Origin of the sequence: Streptomyces sp. NBC_00576, assembly GCF_036345175.1 — a bacterium.
In the GTDB taxonomy this organism is placed as follows: Bacteria; Actinomycetota; Actinomycetes; order Streptomycetales; family Streptomycetaceae; genus Streptomyces.
Window position 1 is genome coordinate 3670275 of sequence record NZ_CP107780.1, and the last position, 24060, is coordinate 3694334.

The 24060-nt window shown below is 67.0% G+C and carries 28 protein-coding genes and 1 pseudogene; 8 read left to right on the plus strand and 21 right to left on the minus strand.

All coding sequences use genetic code 11. The features are described 5' to 3' along the window. Positions 1–129: 129 nt before the first annotated feature. The 4 genes from OG734_RS15360 to OG734_RS15375 all read right to left on the minus strand — a co-directional run bounded on the left by OG734_RS15360 (position 130) and on the right by OG734_RS15375 (position 2800). A complete protein-coding gene (locus OG734_RS15360) occupies positions 130–1158 on the minus strand; it encodes a hypothetical protein (protein ID WP_443064863.1) in 1029 nt (342 codons plus the stop codon). Further along, positions 1146–1805 (minus strand): hypothetical protein, encoded by a 660-nt coding sequence (locus OG734_RS15365; protein WP_330288061.1) that lies wholly within the window; start codon positions 1803–1805, stop codon positions 1146–1148. The genes OG734_RS15360 and OG734_RS15365 overlap by 13 nt, the downstream gene beginning before the upstream one ends. A gap of 258 nt (positions 1806–2063) precedes the next feature. After that, a complete protein-coding gene (locus OG734_RS15370; RefSeq protein ID WP_330288062.1) occupies positions 2064–2198 on the minus strand; it encodes a hypothetical protein in 135 nt (44 codons plus the stop codon). Positions 2199–2287: 89 nt separating this feature from the next. After that, entirely contained in the window at positions 2288–2800 is a 513-nt protein-coding gene (locus OG734_RS15375) for an ATP-binding protein (protein WP_330288063.1), read from the minus strand. 288 nt (positions 2801–3088) lie between these two features. Here OG734_RS15375 and OG734_RS15380 point away from each other — a divergent pair, with 288 nt between their 5' ends. The 3 genes from OG734_RS15380 to OG734_RS15390 all read left to right on the plus strand — a co-directional run bounded on the left by OG734_RS15380 (position 3089) and on the right by OG734_RS15390 (position 5065). Then, positions 3089–3949, plus strand: a complete 861-nt coding sequence (locus tag OG734_RS15380; protein WP_330288064.1) for a helix-turn-helix domain-containing protein — start codon at positions 3089–3091, stop codon at positions 3947–3949. Between the two features lie 10 nt (positions 3950–3959). Continuing rightward, on the plus strand, positions 3960–4151 hold the full coding sequence (locus OG734_RS15385; RefSeq protein ID WP_330288065.1) for a hypothetical protein: 192 nt from the start codon (positions 3960–3962) through the stop codon (positions 4149–4151). A 131-nt stretch (positions 4152–4282) separates the two neighbouring features. Beyond that, a complete protein-coding gene (locus tag OG734_RS15390; RefSeq protein WP_330288066.1) occupies positions 4283–5065 on the plus strand; it encodes an aminoglycoside phosphotransferase family protein in 783 nt (260 codons plus the stop codon). A 55-nt stretch (positions 5066–5120) separates the two neighbouring features. On the opposite strand, the gene OG734_RS15395 is transcribed toward OG734_RS15390, so the two are convergent. From OG734_RS15395 to OG734_RS15455, 13 genes are all read right to left on the minus strand, one after another. Further along, entirely contained in the window at positions 5121–5744 is a 624-nt protein-coding gene (locus OG734_RS15395) for an OmpA family protein (protein WP_330288067.1), read from the minus strand. A gap of 2 nt (positions 5745–5746) precedes the next feature. Next, a complete protein-coding gene (locus tag OG734_RS15400) occupies positions 5747–6343 on the minus strand; it encodes a hypothetical protein (protein ID WP_330288068.1) in 597 nt (198 codons plus the stop codon). Between the two features lie 15 nt (positions 6344–6358). Then, positions 6359–6970 carry a pilus assembly protein TadG-related protein gene (locus OG734_RS15405; RefSeq protein ID WP_330293665.1) on the minus strand — a complete coding sequence of 204 codons (612 nt, stop codon included), beginning with the start codon at positions 6968–6970 and terminating at the stop codon, positions 6359–6361. After that, on the minus strand, positions 6967–7089 hold the full coding sequence (locus OG734_RS15410) for a hypothetical protein (protein ID WP_330294040.1): 123 nt from the start codon (positions 7087–7089) through the stop codon (positions 6967–6969). The genes OG734_RS15405 and OG734_RS15410 overlap by 4 nt, the downstream gene beginning before the upstream one ends. Positions 7090–7275: 186 nt before the next feature. Further along, the gene (locus tag OG734_RS15415) at positions 7276–8058 is read right to left on the minus strand and encodes a response regulator transcription factor (RefSeq protein ID WP_330288069.1); all 783 of its coding nucleotides are present in this window, start codon (positions 8056–8058) and stop codon (positions 7276–7278) included. Continuing rightward, entirely contained in the window at positions 8045–9403 is a 1359-nt protein-coding gene (locus OG734_RS15420; protein ID WP_443065088.1) for a sensor histidine kinase, read from the minus strand. The genes OG734_RS15415 and OG734_RS15420 overlap by 14 nt, the downstream gene beginning before the upstream one ends. Before the next feature lie 2 nt (positions 9404–9405). Then, the gene (locus tag OG734_RS15425; RefSeq protein ID WP_330293667.1) at positions 9406–10296 is read right to left on the minus strand and encodes a DUF5936 domain-containing protein; all 891 of its coding nucleotides are present in this window, start codon (positions 10294–10296) and stop codon (positions 9406–9408) included. 17 nt (positions 10297–10313) lie between these two features. Continuing rightward, positions 10314–11255, minus strand: a complete 942-nt coding sequence (locus tag OG734_RS15430) for a type II secretion system F family protein (protein WP_330288070.1) — start codon at positions 11253–11255, stop codon at positions 10314–10316. A gap of 112 nt (positions 11256–11367) precedes the next feature. Beyond that, a complete protein-coding gene (locus OG734_RS15435; RefSeq protein WP_330288071.1) occupies positions 11368–12714 on the minus strand; it encodes a CpaF family protein in 1347 nt (448 codons plus the stop codon). 42 nt (positions 12715–12756) lie between these two features. Then, complete coding sequence (locus OG734_RS15440) at positions 12757–13146, minus strand: TadE/TadG family type IV pilus assembly protein (protein ID WP_330288072.1); 390 nt, start codon at positions 13144–13146, stop codon at positions 12757–12759. Continuing rightward, entirely contained in the window at positions 13146–14786 is a 1641-nt protein-coding gene (locus tag OG734_RS15445; protein ID WP_330288073.1) for an AAA family ATPase, read from the minus strand. Before OG734_RS15445 ends, OG734_RS15440 begins: the two co-directional genes overlap by 1 nt. Positions 14787–14911: 125 nt before the next feature. Next, entirely contained in the window at positions 14912–15631 is a 720-nt protein-coding gene (cpaB, locus tag OG734_RS15450) for a Flp pilus assembly protein CpaB (protein WP_330288074.1), read from the minus strand. 174 nt (positions 15632–15805) lie between these two features. Then, entirely contained in the window at positions 15806–16744 is a 939-nt protein-coding gene (locus OG734_RS15455) for a hypothetical protein (RefSeq protein ID WP_330288075.1), read from the minus strand. A gap of 309 nt (positions 16745–17053) precedes the next feature. Here OG734_RS15455 and OG734_RS15460 point away from each other — a divergent pair, with 309 nt between their 5' ends. Continuing rightward, positions 17054–17311, plus strand: coding sequence for a hypothetical protein (locus OG734_RS15460; RefSeq protein WP_330288076.1), 258 nt, complete (start codon positions 17054–17056; stop codon positions 17309–17311). Positions 17312–17368: 57 nt separating this feature from the next. On the opposite strand, the gene OG734_RS15465 is transcribed toward OG734_RS15460, so the two are convergent. Both OG734_RS15465 and OG734_RS15470 read right to left on the minus strand, forming a co-directional pair. Then, entirely contained in the window at positions 17369–18019 is a 651-nt protein-coding gene (locus tag OG734_RS15465; protein ID WP_330288077.1) for a tetratricopeptide repeat protein, read from the minus strand. A gap of 132 nt (positions 18020–18151) precedes the next feature. After that, on the minus strand, positions 18152–19108 hold the full coding sequence (locus tag OG734_RS15470) for an SUKH-3 domain-containing protein (protein ID WP_330288078.1): 957 nt from the start codon (positions 19106–19108) through the stop codon (positions 18152–18154). A 175-nt stretch (positions 19109–19283) separates the two neighbouring features. On the opposite strand from OG734_RS15470, the gene OG734_RS15475 reads away from it, so the two are divergent. Next, entirely contained in the window at positions 19284–20030 is a 747-nt protein-coding gene (locus tag OG734_RS15475) for a phosphotransferase family protein (protein ID WP_330288079.1), read from the plus strand. A 75-nt stretch (positions 20031–20105) separates the two neighbouring features. On the opposite strand, the gene OG734_RS15480 is transcribed toward OG734_RS15475, so the two are convergent. Together OG734_RS15480 and OG734_RS15485 are read right to left on the minus strand one after the other, a co-directional pair. Next, on the minus strand, positions 20106–20426 hold the full coding sequence (locus OG734_RS15480; RefSeq protein WP_330288080.1) for a hypothetical protein: 321 nt from the start codon (positions 20424–20426) through the stop codon (positions 20106–20108). Between the two features lie 46 nt (positions 20427–20472). Beyond that, positions 20473–21150 (minus strand): annotated as a pseudogene (locus OG734_RS15485) (putative T7SS-secreted protein); the annotation flags it as partial. Positions 21151–21345: 195 nt separating this feature from the next. On the opposite strand from OG734_RS15485, the gene OG734_RS15490 reads away from it, so the two are divergent. The 3 genes from OG734_RS15490 (at position 21346) to OG734_RS15500 (ending at position 23900) form a co-directional block, all read left to right on the plus strand. After that, positions 21346–22014, plus strand: a complete 669-nt coding sequence (locus OG734_RS15490) for a hypothetical protein (protein ID WP_330288081.1) — start codon at positions 21346–21348, stop codon at positions 22012–22014. Between the two features lie 183 nt (positions 22015–22197). Beyond that, on the plus strand, positions 22198–22860 hold the full coding sequence (locus OG734_RS15495) for a hypothetical protein (protein ID WP_330288082.1): 663 nt from the start codon (positions 22198–22200) through the stop codon (positions 22858–22860). Further along, positions 22848–23900 carry a hypothetical protein gene (locus OG734_RS15500; RefSeq protein ID WP_330288083.1) on the plus strand — a complete coding sequence of 351 codons (1053 nt, stop codon included), beginning with the start codon at positions 22848–22850 and terminating at the stop codon, positions 23898–23900. Before OG734_RS15495 ends, OG734_RS15500 begins: the two co-directional genes overlap by 13 nt. Positions 23901–24060 lie beyond the last annotated feature (160 nt).

The following is a 24060-nucleotide window of genomic DNA, read 5'->3' on the forward strand; positions in this document are numbered from 1 at the left end:
TCTCCCTATCCCCTGCTGCCATGAGTAGGGCACTGGCAGGGAACTCTAACCGTGCCGCTTGTGAGACATCGCGTGGATGCCCGCCTCCTACACGGAAGTGGGCATCTCGCGACAGTTCCTTCACGTAGCTCAGCGGTTGACGGCCTGGATCTCCTGTACGACAACATCCTGGGTTGCGCCGAAGCTGCCGTCGGGAAGGTCAGCGCCGGCGCCACCGGAACCGGTCCAGGTGATCTTCCAGGTGACCGTCGCACTGAGCGGGTACGAGGCGTCACCCGAGGAGCGCAGGTATTTCACACCGCAGGGCGGAGTGTCGTGGGCCTTGCCCTGGGCGTAGGGCTCGCCGATGCTGCCGTTGTTGATCTCGCAGGCGCCGGAAGCCGGGTAGGTCATCGCGTCCGCAGTGCCTGGCTCGATCCTGAGTGACACTGGCGTTGCCGTCGCGGTCGCGTACAAATTGAGCACCGGTACGGACGCCGTGACGGAGACCGGCTTGAAGTCAGCACCGTCCAGCCAGGCCCAGGTCGGAAGATTGACCTTGGTGGCGCCGGCGGGGGCGAGGGTCACCTTGGTGGAGGGGACGCGGATTTCGTTGTAGGCGAGTCCGGCGAGGATTTCCGGGGTGACGACGTTGTCGATGTCGGCGGGCGGGGCGTCGCCGGTGTCGACCCAGAAGTAGTCCTTGGTGCAGGCGTCCCAGCCCGGCGGGTAGGACTTGTTGACATACGAGCCCCACCAATAGCCCTTGCCGGTCTTGTCCTTGTTGAAGTCCTTCGAGTGGTCGTCCTCGTTGAGGAACGTCTTCCGCTGCTCGGCATCCCACTCATACCCCGTGGACTCCGCCTGCCAGACCGGCTCCTTGACCTTCTGGAGCTGCTCGGGCGTGTACGTCGGGGCATACCAGCAGGCGGGCGGCGTCCAGGACGTCGTTGGCGTCAACGCGCCCGAGGAATTGCCGCTGCCGTTCTTCGAGCGGTCGAAAACAACACCACCTGCGGACACAGAAAGGTTGCCAGCGCCGTCGGCATCGGCTTTCTGGTTCGTCTGGCCGTCAGTGCCGCCGAATCCCTTCTCGGCGTGTGCGGGAGTGGCAACTGCCAGGACCAGGGCCGTCAGTCCTGAAACGAGCAGGTGTTTTCGCTGAATCAAGGCTGGCACTTTGCGCTCCCCCGCTGCGAGTCCAGAGTCTCGGTGACCCAGACGCCGTTCTTGTTCTTGCGCAGCGTGCTGGCATAGATGACGTAGCTGTCCTTCGTGACCGGCGTGACGTCTGTCTTGCCGGTTTTCAAGAACTTGTTGTACGCCTTGCTCTGGTCCTCGCAGTACAGGAGGGCAGCGGTGCCATCACTCTTGACCGTCACGCTTTCGTTGTAATAGCGGGTCAGGCCTGTTGTGCGCGCCTTGTGGTCGACGAACTCCTGGATGTACGCCTGGCTTCCAGCTGCTGCTGTGCCCTCGGAGTAGAAGCGGTAAGCCGTGTGAAGCGGGTCCTGCTCAGCAATGGCCAAGTCCACGGCCTTGATGCGCTGTTCGGCATCGTCGAGCACAGCGTCCTTGTCCGCGTTGCCGGTCTTCGTCCACTCGAAGCTGTACGTGACATCCGACGGCAATGCGATCTTCGGGCGGTCATGGGTCGCCGAGGCTGAGGCACTCGGGGATGCTGGCGCCTCGCTTCCGGTGTCGGCTCCCGCGATCTTGTCGTTGTCCTTGCTGTTGGAACTGTCATCACTCCCGCATGCGGACAGTGACAGGGCCGCAGCAGCGGTCAGCGCGATCGCTGCGAGCAACATGGGACGGCGGGTCACGGTCAACTCCCGGTGGGGCGAGGGTTCTCATTGGCGAACCAACGCTATCCGTCCGCGTCGGGAGAGACCATGTTGAAGCCTGTCAACCATCAGGACGTATGTGAACAAACCGGCCAACATTCAGCCCGCTAGGCCTACAACAGTTACATAACGCGGCGGCCTGCTCACCACTGAGCGCAGTGAGCAGGCCGTTTAACGGTTGCACGGCAAAGTGGGCGAAGAGGTGCTCAGCGGCCTACGCCACCCGCTCCCCGAAGGTCAGGGCATTGACGCCGTCGACCCGGCATGCAGATTCACCGCGCCAACCAGCGCTCCAGCCAACCGGGCCAGAAGGCCAACAACGACAGGCAACATGCCGCCCAACTCCAGCACCTCCACCACGTCAATGGTCATCCCAAGGCGCTCGCCCAGTGCCCACCGAGACACACCCCGAACACAGGCATCACCTCGCGTCGCGATTACCGCGTCCGGTCCTGCTTCACTCATTCGCACCCTCCCCCCGGCACCCCGTACGTCCGCGCCCCCGACCTCGGCAGCACCGCCCACAAACGCGTACCGCCACCCGGCTCCCGGGCGGCATCGAAGCCCCAGTTGCCCTGACAGGCGCGCACAACACAGGCCAGCACCCGCAGGGTCGCGCGGCGCCTGGCGTCGCAGGCTGCCGACAAGCGGGGGTGGGCGTGTCGGGGGTGGGCGTCGTAGAGGATCACGCGCAGCGCTCCGTCGCGATAACGGAGCGAGACGTAGATGTCGTCGGCGGTTGTGAAACGGCAGGCGCAGGACGTCAGTTCGCTCACGACCTGGACCGCCGCGTCGGTTACGTCGTGCAGGCCGTGCATGCGCAGCACCGTGCGGGCGGCCGCCCTCGCGATCGCCGCGCTCGTCGGCGCGGCGGGCAGGGTGAGGCTGTACGCGAGTTTCTCCGGCTCGGGTGGCGCGGTGGGCAGGAGGTCGTTGGACAGTGGGCAGGTGATTGCGAGGGCAGCTGTAGTCATGGCAACTCCATTGCGCGAGTGGCGCGTTCGAAGGCGATTCGACGCGCGTGCGGTACATGCAGCCGGCGGCCCGTCTCCCTGACGTGAGCCTGCCCCTCCAGGGAAGGAGGTGCGAGCAGGCACACGTGATGCACTTCCGGCAGTGCGTTGTGTAGTCACTACGTCACCGAAGGTAAAGGTATTGGAGTCACAGTGTCCATCGATTCAGTGATAATTACCCCCTACCGAGTGGACCGGGGGAATGCCTGGTGGGCAGACTGTGAGCCATCCAGGCCTAGAGGGGATGGCATGTCGACCAGGACCACGCCAACAGAGCGGCAGAAACGGCTCGGTGCCGAGATGCGCAAGATGCGTCTCGCGGCCGGCTGTACGACCGAGTACGCAGCCGGTCTGCTCGGGATCGACCGGACCAGGCTGTCCAACATGGAGTCCGGGATCCGGCCCTTCTCAGCCGAACGGGTCCGCACGCTCGCCTGCAACTACAGCTGCACGGACGCTCGTTACGTCGAGGCGCTCTCATCCTTGGCCGACATGGTCGGCAGCAAGGAACGCGGGTGGTGGGAGAAGCACCGGGGCAGCTTGCCCGCCGGGCTGCTCGACATCGCGGAGTTGGAGTGGCACGCCGCGCGCGTACGCACGGTCCAGATCATGCACGTACCAGGACTGCTCCAGACCGAGGAATACGCTCGCGCGGTCTTCGCCGCGGTCCTACCGCCCCTGTCCAGACTGCAGATCGAGTTGCGTGTCGCCCACCGCTTGGAGCGTCAACAGGTCTTCGCGCGTCCCCAGCCAGTCCCGTACGCCGCCTATGTCCACGAAGCGGCCCTCCGTATGCCGTTCGGCGGTTCCGAAGTGACTCGGGATCAACTGAAGCGCATGTGCGCGGCGTCCGAGCAAGAGAACGTGGAGGTGCGAGTCATCCCGTTCACCGTGAGCGGCTTCCCCGGAGCGGGACACGCGCTGCTCTACGCGGACGGGGTGGTGGCTCAGCTCGACACGGTGCAACTCGACTCCGCACACGGGCCCGAATTCACCCACGCCGAAGCGCAGCTCAGCAAGTACCGTGTCCACCTGGACTGGATGGACAACGCGGCACTGTCACCGACGGTCTCCCGCGATCTCATCCACCAGATCGCCCGCGAACTTTAGGGGAGAGATCGTGACCGGCATCCACTGGGAAGAGCCCTTCTGCGGGGAAGGCAACAACTGCTTCCGCCTGGGCACCGACAACGACGGCAACGCCTACATAGCCGTCGCGGGACAAGAAGAGCGCTACCTGACAGACAGTCGCGAGGCCCTCCTCGCGCTGGTCCGGGACATTAAGGCCGGGAAAGCGGACCACCTGGTGTGAACGAGGAGGAGCGCCGACCCGCTCCCTCGGGCACGACAGGTCCCTGCCCCCCCCCAACCCTGGCGCTTCCAGGTGGAGAAGTCCCCTCTAATTGAGGTGATCGGCAAAGGCAGGTCGGCCAGACTGCCACCGTGCGACACGACGAAGAGCAGCCATTGTCCGGCGGGAACATGAGCGCCGGTGTCGTCCGGGTCGGTGATACCGTCCGGCGCCCGGCGGGACCGTGGACTCCAGCGGTGCATGCGCTGCTGGCCCATCTTCACGAGGTGGGCTTCCGGGCGGCGCCTCGGCCCCTTGGCATCGATGAGCAGGGCCGGGAGGTGTTGAGCTTTGTGAGGGGCGAGGTGATCTGGCCCGACCGGTTCGCGCTGGTGGAGACCTCGCAAGGACTGGCTCGCGTGGCGCGTCTGGTCCGGGACTTCCACGATGCCGTGGAGGGGTTCACCCCGCCGCCCGACGCCCAGTGGCAGGTGCTGATCCCCGTCGAGGGGGCTGACATCATCGCCCACCACGACCTGGCCCCCTGGAACCTCGTGGCCGAGGGGGAGGACGCGTGGGCCTTCATCGACTGGGACACCGCCGGGCCCGGTACTCGCCTCTGGGACGTCGCCTACGCAATGCGGGGCTTCATTCAGTTGTCCGCGCATCCGCATTGGCAGCGTGCCGATGCCGACAGCCGACTGCGGGTCTTCGCCGACGCCTACGGGCTTGACGAGGGCGAGCGGCGTGAGTTGGTGCCCCTGCTGGGACGCCGTACCCGGGCCATGCATGACTTCCTGCGTCAGCAGGCCGCCGAGGGCAACCAGCCGTGGGCGACGCTCTGGGCCGAAGGGCACGGCGACGCCTGGCGGAGCGACGCCGAATACATCGAACAGCGCGAAGAACAGTGGGCGCGTGCCTTGCTCGCCGGCTGAGTTCGGCGTGGTTTGAGGTGGCGGGGGCATGAGTCGTAGGGACTCGGACTCGGTTTCAGTCCGCCTTCTGGAACGTCACCTCCACGCGCCGGTTCTTGCGGCGGCCCTGCTCCGAGGTGTTGTCGGCGATCGGGTAGTCCTCGCTGTAGCCGCGTACCTGGAAGGTGATGTCCGCGCCCAGGCCGGCGGCCAGTTCGTCGTGGACCACCTCCGCGCGGTTCTTGGAGAGGGTCAGACCGTGGGCGTACGAGCCCAGGTTGTCGGTGAAGCCGAAGACCCTGACGCTCGTGGCCTTCTGGGCCTTGATCTCGTCGGCGATCGCCCGGATGCGGGAGCGGGCCTCGGGGTTGAGTTTTGAGCTGTTCTTCGGGAACAGGACTTCGGCCTGGAGCGCGAAAGTCACGCTCTCACTGGTGTCCACTCGGCGTTCCTCGCCGCCCATGTCCTCCACGACCGACATGATGTCCAGGACCTTGGATTCGGCGAGCGTGGCGCCGTCCGCCAGTTTCAGGCCGGGGCTGTTCGGGTCCACCTCTGGGGGTGGAGATGTGGTGACCGTGCCCAGGAGTGCGTTTGGGTCGTCGTCCGCGGCAGCGGGTGAACCCGTCAGGCAAAGGGTGGCCAGTACCGCCAAGGCCGTGAGAACGGTTGTTGAGGTGGAGCGACAGGTGACGGCCATGGTCACTCGCCCTCGGAGATTTCGATCGACGCCGGGGGCATCGTGCCGACTTGGAAGTTCACCTGGTTGGAACCCTCCGGAGGAGCGGGGAACTGGGCGAACCAGTCGGCCGTCTGTCCCGTGTCGACGCCTCCTCCCTCGAACTTCGTGCACAGGCAGCGCCCATCGGTGTCCCGAAGGACGAGGTACTTCTTCTTGGCCTTGCTGTCTACCAGCGACGCTCCGGCGAGAGAGGGGCCGTTCTTGATCAGCTCATTTTCGTCACCGAGCCAGTCCGCCGCGACCCAGAACTTCCCGCCGCTGTTGGTGACCGTGCCGTTCACCGTCACGAAGCCACCCTGATCACGAACTGCCGAGGTGACGGTGAGTGTGATGTCGCCGCTCTTCACTTCGGCCAGTGCGGGTTCGGCGGCCGGCGCCGGGGACTCCGTCTTCTCGTCTCCGCCACTCTGGGTTTGGCTGGGTGCCGATGAAGACGCCTTCTCGTCCGTCTTGCCGCCGTCTCCTCCCCCGCAGCCCGCCACCGTGAGGAGCAACCCGGTCGCGATCGCCACCGCGGTCACTGCCCTACGGCTCTTCATGGTGTGCCGAAACTTCATCGGTACGACTTCCTCTCACTGGACCAGATGCACAGAGAACAGCTCAGACGCGTCGGGAAAGTCGCCTGGATTGAAATGACCGGGGTCGATGGTCACGGTTTCGCCGTCACAGTCCAACTCGAAGGGATCCAGGGGATCAACGGGGGGAACGTTCTCGCAGCGCGGCTGGATGACAGCGGTCGCGTGGGCCCTGCCCTTCATGCTCTCGGTGCCTGGAATGATCGAGTTGCCGACGGTGTAGTTGGTCTGGATGTTGACCCGGAATCCGGGATATCCGTCCTGCATGACCTGCACGGCCTCGCCCTCAAGGACGGAGTCGTTGTCGGCTGCCAGTGCCTGCGCAGCGGCCTGGGCGCCATCGCCCACTGACTCGTCACCGTTCAGCCAGTCGAGCCAGTCATCGTCGTCCGCCTCGATGGCGGCGACCAAGCCGTCCACCAGTTCGTCCCGGGCGTCCTGTGCGGCCGCCAACGCCGCAGCGTCCGCCGCGGACTGGGCTCCGTTGCGGACGGACGCTGCTTGCGCGAACACGAAGAAGGCGACGGCGGCGAAGAGCAGGATTCCCGTCAGCCAGATGTAGATCGGCAGAGTCTGCCCACGGTCGCTGAGAACTCGTGCGGCGGTCAGCCGCCGGTGACGCTGGTGACCGCAGTGCGAATCGCCCCCGAGATCAGGCCGCCCAGATTGAGACTCTTGATCAGCACGAAGATCCCGGCGACGATGATCATCAGGCCGGCATACTCCACGAACCCGGCTCCCCTGTCCCGCTGCCTGCCCTGCATCCGGGAAACGACAGTCCACGTCCACCTGTTGAACCTGTCCACTGCGCCTGCCCTTCCGCCGAACGTCAATACTGACCCGGCCACCGTACGTGAAAGACGGTCTACTCCGCGTGGGTCCGGGGACCCAACTTCCCTCTGCGGTACGCCTCATCACAGCCACCACTCCCGAGCCGTACCCAGCCACTGGGCGATCGCTTCGCTCCGTGTCGTACTCTGCAGCTTTGCGAAGATGCGGTTGATGTGGTTCTTGACTGTCTTCTCGCTGATGAAACAGGTGGCGGCGATCTGCTGGTTGTTCACCCCCGCTGCGATGAGATCCATGACCTCCACCTCCCTCAAACTCAAACCGAAGTCCGGTCGGCCGTGGTCGCGGGCGGCGAGTGTCGCCACGCGGCCGAGCCGGGCATCTCGAGTTTGCCGCAAGGGTGCCACAAATGGTTGCAAATGCGAAGAGCTTTCGTTCGGTTCGTAGGAAACGCTGAGCGAATCCGCGACGTCCGGTCTCAGTACGGAGGCGTGCGGTGCCTTCGCCGCCCGTGCCATCACTCTCACCCCCCTGCCTACCGCCCGTACCGCCTCCGCCAGTTCCTCCGCCGTGAAACCCCCGTGGATCAGGTAGCCCGAAGCGCCTCTGCGCAGCGCCTGCCGCACAATCTCCGGCTCGCTGCTGTACGTCAGCATCATCACCGGGGCCAGCGAGACCAGTTGGGGAAGGGCCGTGAGGCCGTCCGTGCCGGGCATGCGTACGTCGAGCAACACCACGTCAGGCTGTACGCGCTCCGCCGCCGACACCGCCTCGGTGCCGTTCGACGCCTCCGCCACCACATCGATGTCCGGGTGGCCGCCCAGCAGTGCCGTCAGGCCTGCCCGTACGACGGGGTTGTCGTCCGCCACCAACACCCGTAGCGGCTGTGGCCATTCATCTCCGGGCATGCGATACGACCTCCTTCCGGGGCCGGGGCACGTAGTCGAGTCCGGGTGACCTCACGTCGACTCGGATCTCTGCGCCCCCTTCCTCCCGTCGGCCCAGGTGAATCACCGCACCCAGTGACCTCGCCCGTTCCACCATGCCCAGCATGCCGAAGTGGCCTGTTCTGGTGGTCGCTTCGAGGTTCAGTGGGGCGGGGAGGCCTACTCCGTCGTCTGTGATGCGGAGCGTCAGGCCGTCCCCGGAGGGTTCCGCCTCCAGCGTCACGCTCGTCGCGTCCGCGTGCCTGCGCGTGTTCTCCAGGGCTTCCGACACGATCGCCAGGAGGTGGTGTGCCGTCCGGTGCGGGAGGGCGTCGAGCCTTCCGGTGGGCGTCTTCAGACGCGTACGGATTCTCGTGCTCTGCTCGAACTCCGCCGCCCTCTGGGTCAGTTCGGCGACCAGATCTACGTCCGGTGCCGTCAGGTCCGTGTGGTGGCGCAGGTCGGTGAGGAGGTCGCGGGACTCCGCCGCCGCTCGGCGGGCCGCCGAGGCCACCAGCGCCGCGTGGCGCCGTACCGATTCCGGGTCCGGGTTCGCAGTTCCGCCGTTCGCCGATGCCGCGAGGGCCTCTGCCGCCAACGACAGGCCGTACAGGGTCTTGGTGACCGAATCGTGCATCTCCCTTGCCAGGCGCGCCCGTTCGGACTCCACCGCCTCCGCGACCGCCAGACGGGAGTTCGCCTCCGCGAGTGCCTCGCTCGCCGTACCGAAGCGGAACATCAGGTTGCGCAAGGTGACACCGATGATGCCGGCGCCGATGCAGAAGCCCGCTATGAGGAGCGTGCTGGTGCCTGTTCCCGGGCGGGCTTCCCAGGCTCGGTAGACCGTGAGGAGTACCACCAGTTGCAGGCCCGTGAAGACTCCCGAGCCTCGCCAGCCGTAGAGGAGGCCGGCGAGGAGGGGGGTGCACGCCGTGGCGTAGGCGAGAGGGGAGGCGGGTGACGCGGTGAGCAGGAGTATGGCCGCGAGCGTCAGGTCCGCCGCCATCAGGGCGGGGTGGGCGAGGAGGCGGGGGGCCAGGCGGTCCCAGTCCCGGTACATGGCGTACGAGGCCGTGATGCCAAGCACGGCCGCCACGAGGACCGTGTAACGCGGGGGGCCTTCCACCGTGTTGGTCATGGCGAAGGGGGTGCCGAGGGCAATCATCGTCATGCGCACCGCGAACGCCTGGCGGCACAGGGCCTGCAGGGCGTTCAGTTGGAGACGGACGGTCGCGGGGGCCGGGGCGTCGTCGGCCAGGTAGCCGGCGGTCGGGTCGTAGCCTCGTTCCCCCCGGCGCCGCATCCTCGTCACCAACGTCTTCATCATCGTCAACGCCCCAGAATCGAGCCGAAGTTCGTACCCGAACCGAGGAACATTCCCGTTGCGATGAGGATCATCGTCGCCGGGAGCATGAACACCAGGGTGACGAGGGTTGCCTTGGGGATCGTCTTCGCGGCGCGGCGGCGGGATTCCTGGGCGTCCGTGCGGCGCATGTCGGCGGCGATCTGGATCAGGGTCTCGGCGATCGGGGAGCCGAGTTCCTCGCCCTGCTGGAGCGCCGAGACGAACTGGGCCACCTGTTCACTGGAGTTGCGCTTGCGGAGCTGGTCGAAGGCCTGGCGGCGGCTGACGCCCATGTCCATCTGGCGGAGTGTGATGCGGAGTTCGTCCGCCCAGGGGCCCTCGTACTTCTCCGCCACCCGGTCCAGGGCCTGCCGGAAGCCCAGGCCCGCCGACACCACGACCGCGAGCACGTCCAGAAAGTCGGGGAGTGTGCGGTCGATGACGTCCTTGCGTTCCCGTACCGCCTGCCAGATCGCCGCGTCCGCAGCCGTCACTCCGAAGGCGAACGTGATGACCGCGAGGATCAGTTGGCCGTTGGTGAGGAAGATCAGACCGAGGAGTATACCGAAGGTGAAGTAGACCGCTCGACGGGCCGCGTAGCGGGTGATGGTCAGGCCGCCGGGGTTGCCCGCCATGTCGATGCGCAGGCGTTTCGCGTCGACCCGGCGGGGGCCCATCAGGCGCAGGACCAGAGGGGCGAAGCGCATGCCCATGCGGTCCACCGCCGAGTCGGCCTTCGAGACCCGGGTGCCGCCCACCTCCAGGGCGAGGAGCAGGTCGGAGGGGAGTTTGGCGTCGGCTCGGATCATGCGGATGCCCAGCAGGGCGCCCCCGACGGCGATCGCCATCAACAAGGCCAGCAGCAGTGGCAGCATCCGGTCACTCACTCCCCTCAGACTTCGATCTTGCCCAGGCGGCGGATGACGAAGAAGCCGACCGTGTACAGGCCCAGAGAGAGGAGGATCAGGCCCTGGCCCAGGGCGGAGCCGGTCACCTTCTCCAGCGCGCCCTCGTTCGAGGAGTTGACGAGGAGGAGAGAGCCGAGGCCCAGGCAAGGGACCGTGAAGGCGGTCGCGTTGACCTCCGACAGCATCGTGCGGACCTCTCGGCGCGTCTCCTTGCGGTCCTCAAGGGTCTGGGTGAGGTTGCGGAGCGAGCTGACCACCGAGCCGCCCGCCTTGTTCGCCAGCACCAACGTGGTGACGAGTACGACCAGTTCGCGGGACGGCAGGCGTTCCGCCAGTTCTCCCAGCGCGTCGTCCACCGTCCGGCCCAGCGTCAACTGGTCGGCCACCCGGGCCAGTTCCTCGCCCGCCGGGGCCTCCAGCTCCTCCGCCGCCATCGCCAGCGACGTTCGCAGGGCGAGGCCGGCCGCCGTGGCGTTGGCCAGCAGGCGGGCCACGTCGGGGAGTTGGTTGATGAACGCCTCGATACGTTTCTGGCGTTGCCAGTTGAGAAAGATCGCCGCGCCCCAGACCGTCACCAGCGCGGCGATCGGGCCGAAGAAGGGGGCCAGTACGGAGGCTGCCAGCAGCCACAGCGCGACGCCGACACCGGCGACGTACGTGAAGAACTCGCCCGCTGTCAGGTCCAGTCCGGTCGCCGAGAGGCGGAGGTGGATCGTGCGGCCGAGGCGGGTGCGGCGCAGTCGGCGGTCGACGGCCGCGAACCGGCGTACGCGGCCGGACGCCATGCGCAGCACACCGCCGCCGGAGAGGCGGTCCTCGAGTGCCTGGCGCTGGGCGCGGCCGGTGGCGTACGTGTGCACGCCCGCGACGGCGAGTGTGCAGCACAGCACGGTTGCACCCAACGCCAGCGGGACCGAGTTGTTCATGGCTGCTCGCTCCGCATAGTCGTACTGGTCCTTGTACTGGTACTGACCCCTGTACTGGTACTGATCCCTGTACTCGTACTGATCCTTGAAATGGTCGTCGCCGTCCGCGTGTTCATCCGATCGCCTGCCTCGAGTCCAGTACGTCGAGCAACTCGGCCACGCCGAACGCCGGGGGCAGCGATTCGTTCGCCAGGTACAGCTTCTCGGCGACCGGGCGGGGCACCGGGAGGTGTTCGAAATAGCCCTGGGCGACGCGGTCGGGGCCGGTCGGGCGGGAGACGTAGCGGGAGACGGTCACGATGCGGAACTGTTCGCGGCCGTGGGAGACGAGCAGGGCGATCTCCGCGACGCGGCGGGAGCCGTCGGCGTGGCGGGCCAACTGGACGACCACGTCCACCGCCGAGTTGATCTGGTCCTTCAACGCCTCGAAGGGGATCATGACTTCGGACATCGAGCCCAGGGTCTGCAGCCGCATCAGCGCGTCCTCCGCCGAGTTGGCGTGGACGGTGGCGAGAGAACCGTCGTGGCCCGTGGACATCGCCTGGAGCATGTCGAGGGTCTCGCCGCCTCGGACCTCACCGACGATGATGCGGTCGGGGCGCATGCGCAGGCTGTTGCGGACCAGGTCGCGGATGGTGATCTGGCCCTTGCCCTCCACGTTCGGCGGCCGGGATTCGAGGCGGATCACGTGCTCCTGCTGGAGCTGGAGTTCGGCCGAGTCCTCGATGGTGATGATGCGCTCGCGGGAGGGGACCAGGCCGGAGAGGGCGTTGAGGAGGGTGGTCTTCCCGGTGCCCGTTCCGCCACTGACGATGACATTGAAGCGGGCGCGGACGAACGCGGCCAGGAGCATCAGCATCTGCTCGTCCAGCGAGCCGAGGTCGATCAACTCCGGGAGTGTGTAGGCGCGGGGGAAGCGGCGGATGGTGAGCGTCGGGCCGGTGAGGGAGAGCGGCGGGATGATGACGTTGACCCGCTCGCCGGTGGGCAGGCGGGCGTCGACCATCGGATTCGACTCGTCCACCCGCCTGTTGACCGTCGAGACGATCCGCTCGATGGTCTGCATCAGCTGCTCGCTCGACGCGAAGCGCATGGGGAGCTGTTCGACGCGGCCCGCTCGTTCCACGAAGATCGAGTCCGGGCCGTTGACCATGATCTCGGTGATCGACGCATCGGCGAGGAGCGGTTCGAGGACGCCCAGGCCGAGGGCTTCGTCGACCACCCGTCTGATGAGCTGGGAGCGTTCGCCGGAGGAGAGTACCGGGCCCTCGCGGCTGATGATGTGGCCGAGGACGCGTTCCAGACGGACGCGGCGTTCGGCTGCGGCGAGGCTGGACATCTCCGCGAGGTCGATCTCTTCGAGGAGCTTGGCACGGTAGACGGCGACGAGGTGGCCGTCCTCGCGCGCGGTTCCGTTGCCGTTGTCGTCGGCGGAGGCTATGCGGGAGCGCAGGCTCATGGTCTCTGTCTCAACTCCTCTCCATTGGTTGCCGGTTCACGATCAGTTGTCTTCGTCGTTGGGCATGGTGGCGGATCGTCGTACGTCCCACTCGTCGAAGATCGGGATGATCGCGGGGACATGGACGATCACGGTGGCGGTGGTCGTGTCGCCCGCGCCCAGTGGCGCGTCCACCTCCGGGTTGAGCCAGTCGCTGACGGAGGCGGCGCCCACTGCCACCCCGTCGCCTCCGAGGGAGGTGGCCCGCGCAGCCGCGCGGGCGCCCGTACCGGCCTGGTTGATGCCGTAGCCGATCAGGCCGAGCTGGATGCAGGCCAGGCCGATGATGATGAGGATCGGGAGGAAGCCGGTGAACTCCAGGATGGAGGAACCCCGGTCCCGCTCATCCCGGATGCGGTTCGCAAGACGGCTCCGAAAGCTCCTCGTCCTCATCAGCCCTCGTCTCCCTCCAGCGCCGCGCCCGCCTCGCCGATCACCTTCCAGTTCACGTCGAACCCCGGGAAGAACAGTGGTACTTGGGCGCGGACGGTGGCCTTCATTACCCCGCCGTCGGGATCGCAGCGGATGAAGGCGCCGTTCCAGGCTCCGGGAAGGTTCTCGCCGCCCGCGTCCTCGCAGGCTCCCGCGTAGACGGTGGGGTCGAGGGCGTACGCCGCGGTCGCCGCGCGGGCCGCCTCGTCCGCCGCGTTGCCGGCCAGGGAGTACGTGTAGCCGTACAGCACGCACTGCCACAGGATGCTCATCACGACGAGCAACAGCGGGAACATGCCCGCGAATTCGAGGGTCACCGCTCCTCGGTCGCCGCGCTCCCCTCGTCGGCGCAGGGACAGTGCGCCCCGGTCCGAGGACGACGAGGACGACGAGGACGATTTACGTCGCTTGCCGCCGCCCCCCTCGTGAACGACGACCAGCCCCAACTCCCCCGCGAGCGCCCACAGGGCCTGCTTCACGGTCGACCGGGCGTCCAGGTCCTGGAGCCGTCCCGCGTCCACAACGCCCTGAAGCTCCTTGAACGCGGCGGGAATCGTCGCGCGGGCGACCTTGGTGCCGGTGACCTTCTCGACGAGGGCGGGCTGGATCTCCGCACCCTTGGACTGCCGGTTGACGACCGTCAACGTCTCCTCGGCCTTGCGGATCTGGAGGCGGTCCCAGAGGCGGACCATGCGTTTGGCGGCGCGTACGGCGACGACGTCTGGGGTGACGAGGAGCAGGGCGTGGTCGGCCATCTCGACGGCGGCGGCCGTGGCCGAGTCCATCCGTGCGCCGCAGTCGACGACCACGACGTCGTGGCGGGAGCGCAGGGCGGCGACGACCTGGCGGGTCACCCTGTCGGTGACCTCCTCGCCGCGTTCGCCTTCGGCGGGGGCGAGGAGCAGGCCGATGCCGGTGTCATGGGTGAAGACGGCGTCCTGGAGGACGCGCGGGTTGATGTCCGTGATCGCGGCCAGGTCGGCGATCGACCTGCGGAACTGGACGTCCAGGTAGGAGGCCACGTCCCCCGACTGGAGGTCAAGGTCGAGGAGGGCGACGGTGTGGCCCGACGCCCTTGCGGCGAGGGCGAGTTGGACGGCCGTGACAGTGGCGCCGACGCCGCCCTTGGCGCCGGTCACGGTGACGACCGTACCGCCCGGTCCTGAGTACAACTCCGGTGCACTGCTGCCCAGATGGCGCCGCATCCCCGACGACCAGGCCGCCGCCGCCTGTACGCGCTCGGCCAAGGCGTCGTAGGTGAGGGGCAGTTGGACGATGCCGCGGGCGCCGGAGTCCATGGCGGCGGTGAGGACGCCGGTGCTGGGGTCGGCGGTGATGAGGACGACGCCGACGGCCGGGAAGCGCATCACGAGGTCGCGTACGAGGTCGAGGGCCGGGAGGGGCCCTATCCGCTCGTGGACGAGGACGACTTCCGGCAACTCGTCCAGGGACTCGGCGGCCATCCTGGCCAGGGTGTCGAGCAGCGCGGTCGAGTCGGCGACGGGCGGGGCGGGTTCGGCGTCGGGGAGGCGGCTGAGGAGGGTGCTCAGGGCACGGGCCGACTCGATGTCGGCCGTGGCGGGGAGGATGCGGATGGTCATCGGCGCGCCCTCGGAAGGCATGCCTGCGGCTGCGAACGTCGCTGAGGCTGCGACGACTGGCGCTGGGGCTGCGACGACCGTCGCTGGGGCTGCGGCTTCGTACGTACGGACCTCATGCCCGCCTCCTACTTGTCCTTGTCGAGGGTGTACGTACGGTCGGCGGCGCCGGGGACGGCCGTGAGCTCGCCGCCCGCGACCAGGGACAGGCGGACGTGTTCGGCGAACGACTCGGCGTACGCGACGCGTTGGGCGTCCAGCGTCTTGAGCGCGAAGGTGATCGGGACGGCCTCCGTCGCCGTACGCCGGCGTTCGTTGCTCGACTGCCCCGATTCGAGGGCGGTGAGCTTGCCTACGTCGATGACGCGCGCGTTCGTGACGAGCAGTTTGGCCTCGTCGACACCCTTGTCGCTGTCCTTGGACTCGAAGGTGGCGTAGATGTTGACGACCGAGCCCGGGTTGATCTTTCCGGCCACACCCGTCGACGCGTCGATCATGATCGCGATCTCCTGCTCACCCGCGGCCAGTTCGGGCCGGTCGACGATCATGTCGGTCTGCAGCAGAGAGCCCTTCTCCAACTGGGTCACCGCCACCTTGCCGCGGATCTGGGAGACGCGCGTGACAGCGGTCTCCGACAACCACCGCTTCGGCATGGAGATCTTCTCGAACTGGTCGGCCGTGAGCTCCTTGTAGGGCGCGATGTCGCTCTTGAGGCGGTACGCCGTCACCTCCGGGCCGACCTTGGAGTTCACGTCGCGGATCACCGAGAGCACTCCGACGAAGGCACCGATGGCGCACAGGGTCGAGAGGACCAGCAGGATGACGCCGCGGCGCTGGCGTGAGTTCATGACGCGGACAACCTCGATCGGGGGTGGGGACGGACGGGGTCGAGCGGTCGTGCCGGGTGGGGCTGTGCTTGGCGAGGGTCGGGCTGTTCTTGGGTGTGGGTTGGGCTGTGCTGTGCTGTGTCTCGTGTTGAGTTGTGCGTGCGCCTCTTACGTCTCTTACGTCTCTTACGTCTCTTACGTCGTACCTCGGGGCAGCGCTCGTACTGATGTTCCTGATGCTCCTGCCGGGGTTCCTGCCCGCCCGAGGGCCACGGGAAGCTCCGGAGGCGGGGCGAGTGGCGCGGCGCAGAATCCGCAGCGGTCGCCGATGAGTTCGAGGCCGCACCAATGGCACTCCTCGCGGCGTACGGAGGAGACCAGTTGGTAGAGCACGGAGACGTCGTGCAGCCCGGCCGCGAACTCCACGATCTTCCCGGTCCCCCACCAGCGCGCGGACTCCGCGGGCAGCGGAACAGGGGCGACTCCCTGCACGCGCCAGGCGGGTGCGAGGGTCGCGGTGACCCAGTCGGAGGGCGCCTGCCCCTGCGCGACGAGCAGCCGCGTCCCGAACTCGGGCCCGGCCAGCTCCTCCTGACCCACCCGTACGAGCTGGGCGCGCGGGTTGGCCAGTACGGCGAACTGCGCGCCCGGCACCCAGGACTTGGCGTGCGACTTGAGCGAAACGGGCACCCGGTCGAGCTTGGCGACGGAGCCGAGATGGGCGCCGGCGTAGATGTAGTGGGCGAGCAGCCGGGCAGAGGAGGCGAGCACGCCCGGGCTGAAGTCGCACATGGAGAGCTGCCTCAACTGCTGGGCGAGCAGGGCGAGTCCGAGGGGCGGCAGATCGACGGCGAGCAGCGCGATGCGGTCGCTCTCCAGGACGGAACGCACGGTGTGCAGCCGCCGGGTGACGGCCGCGTCCGTGGACGCCGGGTAGAGGGCGATGACATACCCGTGCTGCTCGACGAGCGTGTGCATCCCCATGAGGGCCCCGTCGAGGCTGTCGAGTGACGGGACGGCGGCGGGTGGCGTCTGCCGGTCATGCGGTGGGAGCACCAGATCGGTACTGGTGACGGCTATCGCGGTCGGCACGCTGCACACCACCCCGTTCACTGCGGCGGGGTGGTCGGCCACCGCCTCAGATCGCCCCTGTGACGTCCTCTTGCATCAGCACCTTATCCACGGCATGGCCCGCTCAACACCGAATCTTCTAGATCAACTAACGGAAGGTGGAGCTTGATCGACGCAGAGTGAGGCGAATATGCCACAAGTCGGGTGCCGGGGAGGGTAGTTGACGGCGGCCACCCGACGGAGCCGATGCACCTTTCGAGGGCAGGTCTGCCAGGATTCTTCACACCTTCGACAGGTCCACGCGTAATCCTCACCTGCGGAATTGTGGCCTCCATCACAGCGTGCGGGGTCCACGCCTGATCCACTGCCCGGATGCTTTTCAACCTGATACTCCGCGCCCTGCCCTTCTACATCCGCGAACCCCTGGTCATCGCCATCTGCCTCTTCTTCTGCGGCATCAGCTTCTACTGGACCATCCAAGTCGGAGGGTGGGCCAGATTCGGCTTCGGCGTCCTGTTTCTCGCCGTCGCGGTCCTGCGGGGATTCATGTTCAGAGGGGAGTTGAGATCGCGGCGGGCGGCCATAAGAGCCGCCGCAGAAGCTCCGACGACAGCGGACCACCACGGCTGACCCCTCAACCAGGGTGATCCGGGCGACAGTTGCGGGCCACGCCGGAAGGACGGCGCCTCACGGCAGCTTGATCTCCTCGCGGGCTTCTGCCACCCAGCGCAGTACGCCATGGGAGTCGGTGTTCTCGGCCAGCTCTGTCGCTTCCTCGAGCAGCGCCGCCGCGTCATCGCGCCGCTCCTGCTGGGCGGCCAGATATGCCAGCCCGATCAGGTTGGCGGCCACCCCCGGCAGGAATCCCAGCTCCCGGCGGAGACGGGTGGACTCCTCGAAGCACGCACGGGCCTCGTCCAGGCGGCCGGCCACGTGGTCGACGAAACCGAGGTGCCGCAACGCGTAGGAGGTCGTCAGGCGGTCGCCGGCCTGGTTGGCAAGATCGAGGGCACGTTCGAAGGCGGGCACTGCGGCCTCGGTGTCGTCGCGGACCACTTGGTGGAAGGCGCCGACCCAGAACACCGCCTCGCTCTCGCCCCGCACATCACCGAGCCGCCCGTACAGCTCCGCCGCACGCTCGAAGAGCTCCAACTCCCGTGCGTCCTCGACGCGCCTCCCCAGAAAGCGGGCGTGGATCACCTTGCCACGGGTCAGTGCGAGGTCCGCCTCGACCTCGTCGAGGTTCCGGTCAGCGGACACCAGCGCACTGCTGTCTCCGCCGAACACGGCACGTTCGTAGAGGAGTTCGGCTTGCTCGATACGCTCGTCCGCAGTCATGGCGTGAGCGTATCGAGCATGTGACAGAGGAGGCGGTGTCCTGCAGTCGGCAGGGCGGACGGTGGGTCGACCTCGGGACCGAGTACAGGGACCCTCGTGATCAATCCGTTCGGGTGACGAGATCTCCTTCAGCTATCGAATTCTTCTCGTAAGTTCCTTCAAAGCCTCGTCAGGCGTGGCGGCGAGCAACCTTACGGAGTCCATTCCGACATAGACCGCACCGTCCTCCGCAACGCCAAGGTATTGGTTGGTTCGGTCAATCATGCCGACGGGGTAGAGATAAGCACCTGCTTGCTCACTGAGGTCATCGAGGATCTCGTCGTCCCACATGGCCAGGAGTGGATCGAGCCGGAATTCACCCCATGGCATCGAATCCCGCGGCTCCCGATGCGGGATGCCCACACACCCGAATTCGGCAAGGAACCGCTGTGCTGCCTCATGCATCCCGAACTCGCCCTGCTGGCGCAGGATGCTCTCCCACGTGGCTGTAGGAACCGAACGGCCGGGGTACCAGCCGGCCGCGCGCAGCACTCGGTCCGTCTCCGCGGGCCAACGCCGCTCAGCATCGGCACCTGGTGTGACGGCCTCGATCCGGTCCCAGAACGAGTGAGCTGACACCGGAACATCAGGCGCCCAGACACCCGCTTGCGTTCCTTGCACCTGCACGAGTCGATCGAGCGCCTGGTCAACGCCTCCGGCAAGCAACTCCGCGTGCTCCCTGGCCAGGTAGACCGCCCCGTCGGCGGCGATGCCCAGATAACTGTTCCCGCTGTCGGCCTGGCCGACGGGACAGAGAAGAGTCCCGGCCTCCTCGCTCAGCCTGGCGAAGGCCTCGCTGTCCCACTCGGCCTTGAGCGGGTCGAACCTGATGGCTGACCGGGTCAGGATCGAGTCCGGCGGCCAGCCATAGGTCACCAAGCCTCCGAATTCGGCGAGGAATCGTCGCGCGGCCTCGTGGACCTCGAACTCCCCACGCTCACGCAGAATCGACTCCCACGTGGCGGTGGGCACCGAACGGCCTGGCTGCCATCCGGCCCTCCGGAGTACTTGTTCGGTCTCTGTGGACCAATGCCGAACTTTTTCACTCATCTAGGACACCCCTCGAACCCCCAACCGATCAAGAACATCTTGGCAGGAGTCGCAAATGGGCTTCGGCACCCCATGCATGGGGTTGCCCGCCGCGCGCACATTCACCGCCGCCATCACTCCGCGCACGCGATAAACCTGGCGACGTCGGCGATCATCCCCGGGATACTGGTCGCCCATGGATGAGGTCAAAGTCGTCGTCGCCCATTCCGAGCGCGCGACTCTGCGCGTCGGTGACGTGTTCCTGAAGGTGGACGCCGATCAGGCGCGCATCGACGTCGAGGTCGAAGCGATGTCCCTCGCGCCGGTCCCGACCCCGGAGGTCCTGTGGCGCAAGCCGCCCGTGCTCGCGATCGCCGCACTCCCGGGTACGACGCTCGGGCGCCTCGGCGGGCCGTCGACCGGGTCGCCGGCGGCGTGGGCCGCGGCGGGCGCCGCCATCCGGAAGCTGCACGAAGCGCCCCTGCCGCCCTTGCCGGGCCGGGCCGGGCGGAGCATCGTCGCGCTGGCGGCGGAACTCGACGACGAGTGCGAGTTGCTCGTGACGAACGGTGTCCTGCCCGCCGACCTGGTCACCCGCAACCGCCAGGTCGCCGAGGCCGCACTCCGGCCGTGGATTCCGGCGTTCACGCACGGCGACCTGCAGATCGCGCATGTCTTCGTCGACGGCGACGAGGTCACGGGCATCATCGACTGGTCCGAGGCGGGCCAGGGTGATGCCCTGTACGACCTCGCCACCTTCACGCTCGGACACGAGGAGCGCCTCGACGACGTCATCGCCGGCTATGGCACCGACATCGACCTCGACGTGATCCACGCGTGGTGGTCGTTGCGAAGCCTGCTGGCAGTTCGCTGGCTGATCGAGCATGGCTTCGACCCCTCCGCGCCGGGCTGCGAGATCGACGTGCTGAGATCCCGGATGTGAGGCTGTGCGGGCCCGATTGCTACGAATGTGTTCTGACGCATCGAGCAGGCCATTCCCTGGGGCGATCGCCCGCCCTTACTCTCGACAAAGTGCAGTGCGCAGTCGTCGCCAGCAGATGACGGCGCACCCGAGGGTGACGAACGCGTGCGTGGGCCGGTCGTTTCCGTCGTACTCCCAGGTGCTTTCCGCGTTCGACGGGGTCACCCTGCGGATACGTCTGCCCAGCACGTCGTAGACCGAGCGCACGGTCGCGCCGTTGCAGGTTTCGGCAAGGACCCTGCCGCGGGCGTCCCGCTCGTAGGTCAACTCGGTCTGGCCGCCGACCACTCGAAGCAGATTTCCGACCGGGTCATACGTGTACGTGGTGGCCCCTTCCGTCGTGTGCTGCTGCGCCACCGTGCCGAAGGCGTCGCGGATGTAGTCGATGGACTCGCCCGCGCCGTTGGTTCTGGATACCGGCGTCCGACGCCTCGTCGATCTTCCGCTTCGCCTCGCCCGCCGCGTCCTCACGCACCTTGCGCGCGTCCTCGGCCATCTTCTTCGCCGCGTCCAACGCCGACTGCGCGCCACTCACGTCCGACTGGGCACTGTCCTGGGCGGTCTTGGCGTGCTGAGCATCGCGGGTGGCGGCCCGGACCTTCGCCTCGTCCGGCGGCTCCGCGGCCTTGCTGCCGGTGGGATCGTCCTTGTACTTGTCCGACTCCTTGGCCGCCCGCGTCACCCACGAATCGGCGGAAGAGAGACAGGACTTGGCCGAGGAGAGATCGGCCTGTGCCTCCCGCCCCTTGGCCAGGTCCTTGTCGGCGAGGACCTGCGCCCGCTCCAACTTCGGCCAGTAATCCACCAGCGCGTCACCGCACAGGTCGTACGACTTCTTCAGCTTCTTCAAGTTCTTGGGTACGTCCGAGAACTCGTCCTGGAACACCTCAGCGGTCTTGCCCGCCCACTCCAGCGTCTCGTTCTCCTGCGCCATCCCCTTGATCAACCGCAACGCGTCCGCGACATCATCGGCGAAGTCATGCAACGTACGGCCCAGTTGACGGACGCGATCCGGATCACCCGAGGTCGGGTCCTTGTCCAGGTCCAGCACATGCCAGTCCGCCGGCCGGTACCCCGCCATCCCGCAACCCCCGTCACGCCAACCTCGACGACAACAGCCGTACGCGCACGCGAACTTACTGGATACGGGAGTTCGAGGTGAAGGAAGTGGGAGTCCTCGCTGGGAGCGACCAGAGTCGTGCCCGGGCCGACTCACCGAGAACCCCCCGATACCGTAAGGGCTTTGCTGGCACATCTGTCTCATGGGGAGTCCACTGTGAAGCGCCGCTCTTTGCCCGTTGCCGCCGCGCTCGTCGCGACGGCGGCGCTGCTGCTGACGGCGTGTGGCGGCGCCGACGGCGAATCGACATCGAAGGACAACGACAAGGTCGCCGGGGCCGACACCGGGAGCGAGACCTCGGCATCACCGACGGCATCCGCCTCGGCCTCAGCCGCCTCCGCCGACCGGCCGAAGATCGAGCTGCCGTCCGATCTGACGTACACCTTCGACTGGCCCAAGACCGGTAACAAGGACAAGGACGCGGTCCTGGCCGACAGCGAACAGTTCATCAAGGCCGTGGACATGGCGATCGCCAAGCAGAACCCGCTGGACAAGGCGTACCAGTTCTACTCCGAAGGCGAGGCGGCGGCCGGGAGCCAGAAGTTCATTCAGGAGTTCGTGGACTACAGGGACCGCATCACCGGCGCCAAGCAGTACTTCGACGCCAAAGTGAACGTCAACAGTGACGGCACAGCCGGACTCGTCTACTGCGAGGACCAGAGCAAGGCGTACAACAAGAGCCTCACGACCGGCAAGACCAACGTGACCGCGGCGTCGAAGAACAGCTACGTCCTCTACAGCAGCCGCCTGCGGGGTGATGAGCACGGCATTTGGATCACGGAGACCCTGACGTCCCAACGGGGGAGCTCCGTATGCCAGTCCTGAGTGTGGGATCTCGCGCTCACCGGCACTGAACGGGGAATGGGAAGAGCGACGTCGGGGGGACCGCCGGTACGGCGATCAACCTTTGCCGTTGCCACAGCGCAACCTCGGCAGCCTGGCGGAACCAACGGTCCCAGCGATAGCGTCTTGGCTTTGCTAGCACATCTGTCTCACGGGGAGTTCACTGTGAAGCGCCGCTCTTTGCCCGTTGCTGCCGCGCTCGTCGCGTCCGCAGCCCTGCTGTTGACTGCCTGTGGCGGCGACGACAGCGGATCGAAGGACAACGACAAGATCGCCGGCGCCGACACCGGGAGCGAGACCCCGGCATCACCGACGGCATCCGCGTCGGCATCGGCTGCCTCCGCCGACCGGCCGAAGATCGAGCTGCCGTCCGACCTGACGTACACCTTCGACTGGCCCAAGACCGGCGACAAGGACAAGGACGCGGTCCTGGCCGACAGCGAACAGTCCATCAAGGCCGTGGACCTCGCGATCGTGAATCAGAACGCCCTCGACAAGGCTTACCTCTACTACTACGAAGGCGAAGCGGCGGCCGGCACCGAAAAGTTCGTCAAGAAGTACGTGGACGCCAAGGCAAGCATCACGGGTGCTTATCGCTTCTACGCCCCGGACCTCAAGGTCGACAACGACGGAACGGCTTCGCTCAGCTACTGCGAGGACCAGGGCAAGGCATACGTCAAGTACCTGGAAACCAACAAGGTCAAGAAGACCGAGGTCACCGCAGACAGCTACGTCATCTACCACACGTCCCTCAAGCGGAACGGCGAGGGTGTCTGGGTCATCGAGAACATGGTCTCTGAAGTGGGGAGTGCCAAGTGCCAGCCCTGACACGCAAGCCGTGGACTCTGTCGGCCACGATAGCCGTCGCAATGCTCGTGCCGCTCCTGTCGCTTCCAGGAGTAGCGCACGCCGACGACACACTGGACGGCAACGCCCAGAACCCCGGCGCCAACGGACCGAACGGCAACGCCAGCGCCGACGGCACCCTCTCCGCGACCGCCGGCGCTGTCGTCTTCGACCGCGACAACAACGGTTCCGGGCAGTCGGTCGGCCCTGTCACCGCCTCCACCAACTGGACGCCGCCCGCCTGCTGGTATGCCCCGACCTACTCCCCCGAGCAGCTCCAGAAGGTCAAGGAGCCGGTCTGGGAGGCGGAGTCCACGGGCTACGAGTGGGATGCCGAGCAGCGGAAGAAGTACCTCGACGAGGACGACCACTCGAAGGACTTCAACAAGGACAAGACGGGCAAGGGCTACTGGTGGGGCCCGTATGTCAACAAGTCCTACCCGCCGGGCTGGGACGCCTGCAAAGAGGACTACTTCTGGGTCGACACCGGCGACGCCCCGCCCGCCAACATCGACAACGTGATCACCCCGGCAATCCTCGCCGGACTCGCCTACAACGAGATCCGCGTCCCCTCCACCAAGGTGACCCTCGCCCCCGCCGCCGCGACCAAGGTGAACCTTCCGACTTGGGCCTGGCTGGACTCGGCGCAGTTCAAGCCCGTCTCCGTGACCGCGCGCGTTCAGATTCTGGGGATGGAGGCCACTACCGTCGCCGAGCCCGTCTCCCTGAAGATCGAGCCCGGTACCGCCGACGCGCAGGTCTACCCCGCGTCCGGTGTGTGCACGTTCGTCAACGGGCGTATCGGGGAGCCGTATGCCGCCGGGAAGGCGAGCCAGACGCCGCCCTGCGGTGTGAAGTACCTGCGCTCCTCCGGCGACGGTACCTACCCGCTCCGCGCCACCATCACCTGGAAGATCCACTGGACCGGTACGGGTGTCAACAACCCGCAGGCACTGCCCGACGGTGAGTTCGGGGCCGAGCAAGCCGTCGTGGTTCAGGAGATCCAGGCCGTCAACCGCTGAGTCGACTCCCGTTCCCCTTCCGCCCGTACTTCGCTGCCGTCTCTCGCGGCAGCGTCGCCCACATGCGCGTCCCGCCGCCTGGTTCGCGGGACGCGCCGAAGCCCCAGTGCCTTCGCAGGCCCGGCATACGCAGGCCAGGACCCGGAGGGCGGCTCGGCGA

Bases quoted from the DNA above. Each gene is read 5' to 3' on its own strand.
- OG734_RS15370 (WP_330288062.1), bottom strand. From the start codon at position 2,198: ATGACCATTGACGTGGTGGAGGTGCTGGAGTTGGGCGGCATGTTGCCT.
- OG734_RS15375 (WP_330288063.1), bottom strand. From the start codon at position 2,800: ATGACTACAGCTGCCCTCGCAATCACCTGCCCACTGTCCAACGACCTC.
- OG734_RS15380 (WP_330288064.1), top strand. From the start codon at position 3,089: ATGTCGACCAGGACCACGCCAACAGAGCGGCAGAAACGGCTCGGTGCC.
- OG734_RS15395 (WP_330288067.1), bottom strand. From the start codon at position 5,744: ATGGCCGTCACCTGTCGCTCCACCTCAACAACCGTTCTCACGGCCTTG.
- OG734_RS15400 (WP_330288068.1), bottom strand. From the start codon at position 6,343: ATGAAGTTTCGGCACACCATGAAGAGCCGTAGGGCAGTGACCGCGGTG.
- OG734_RS15415 (WP_330288069.1), bottom strand. From the start codon at position 8,058: ATGCCCGGAGATGAATGGCCACAGCCGCTACGGGTGTTGGTGGCGGAC.
- OG734_RS15420 (WP_443065088.1), bottom strand. From the start codon at position 9,403: ATGATGAAGACGTTGGTGACGAGGATGCGGCGCCGGGGGGAACGAGGC.
- OG734_RS15425 (WP_330293667.1), bottom strand. From the start codon at position 10,296: ATGCTGCCACTGCTGCTGGCCTTGTTGATGGCGATCGCCGTCGGGGGC.
- OG734_RS15430 (WP_330288070.1), bottom strand. From the start codon at position 11,255: ATGAACAACTCGGTCCCGCTGGCGTTGGGTGCAACCGTGCTGTGCTGC.
- OG734_RS15435 (WP_330288071.1), bottom strand. From the start codon at position 12,714: ATGAGCCTGCGCTCCCGCATAGCCTCCGCCGACGACAACGGCAACGGA.
- OG734_RS15440 (WP_330288072.1), bottom strand. From the start codon at position 13,146: ATGAGGACGAGGAGCTTTCGGAGCCGTCTTGCGAACCGCATCCGGGAT.
- OG734_RS15445 (WP_330288073.1), bottom strand. From the start codon at position 14,786: ATGACCATCCGCATCCTCCCCGCCACGGCCGACATCGAGTCGGCCCGT.
- cpaB (WP_330288074.1), bottom strand. From the start codon at position 15,631: ATGAACTCACGCCAGCGCCGCGGCGTCATCCTGCTGGTCCTCTCGACC.
- OG734_RS15460 (WP_330288076.1), top strand. From the start codon at position 17,054: ATGCTTTTCAACCTGATACTCCGCGCCCTGCCCTTCTACATCCGCGAA.
- OG734_RS15465 (WP_330288077.1), bottom strand. From the start codon at position 18,019: ATGACTGCGGACGAGCGTATCGAGCAAGCCGAACTCCTCTACGAACGT.
- OG734_RS15470 (WP_330288078.1), bottom strand. From the start codon at position 19,108: ATGAGTGAAAAAGTTCGGCATTGGTCCACAGAGACCGAACAAGTACTC.
- OG734_RS15475 (WP_330288079.1), top strand. From the start codon at position 19,284: ATGGATGAGGTCAAAGTCGTCGTCGCCCATTCCGAGCGCGCGACTCTG.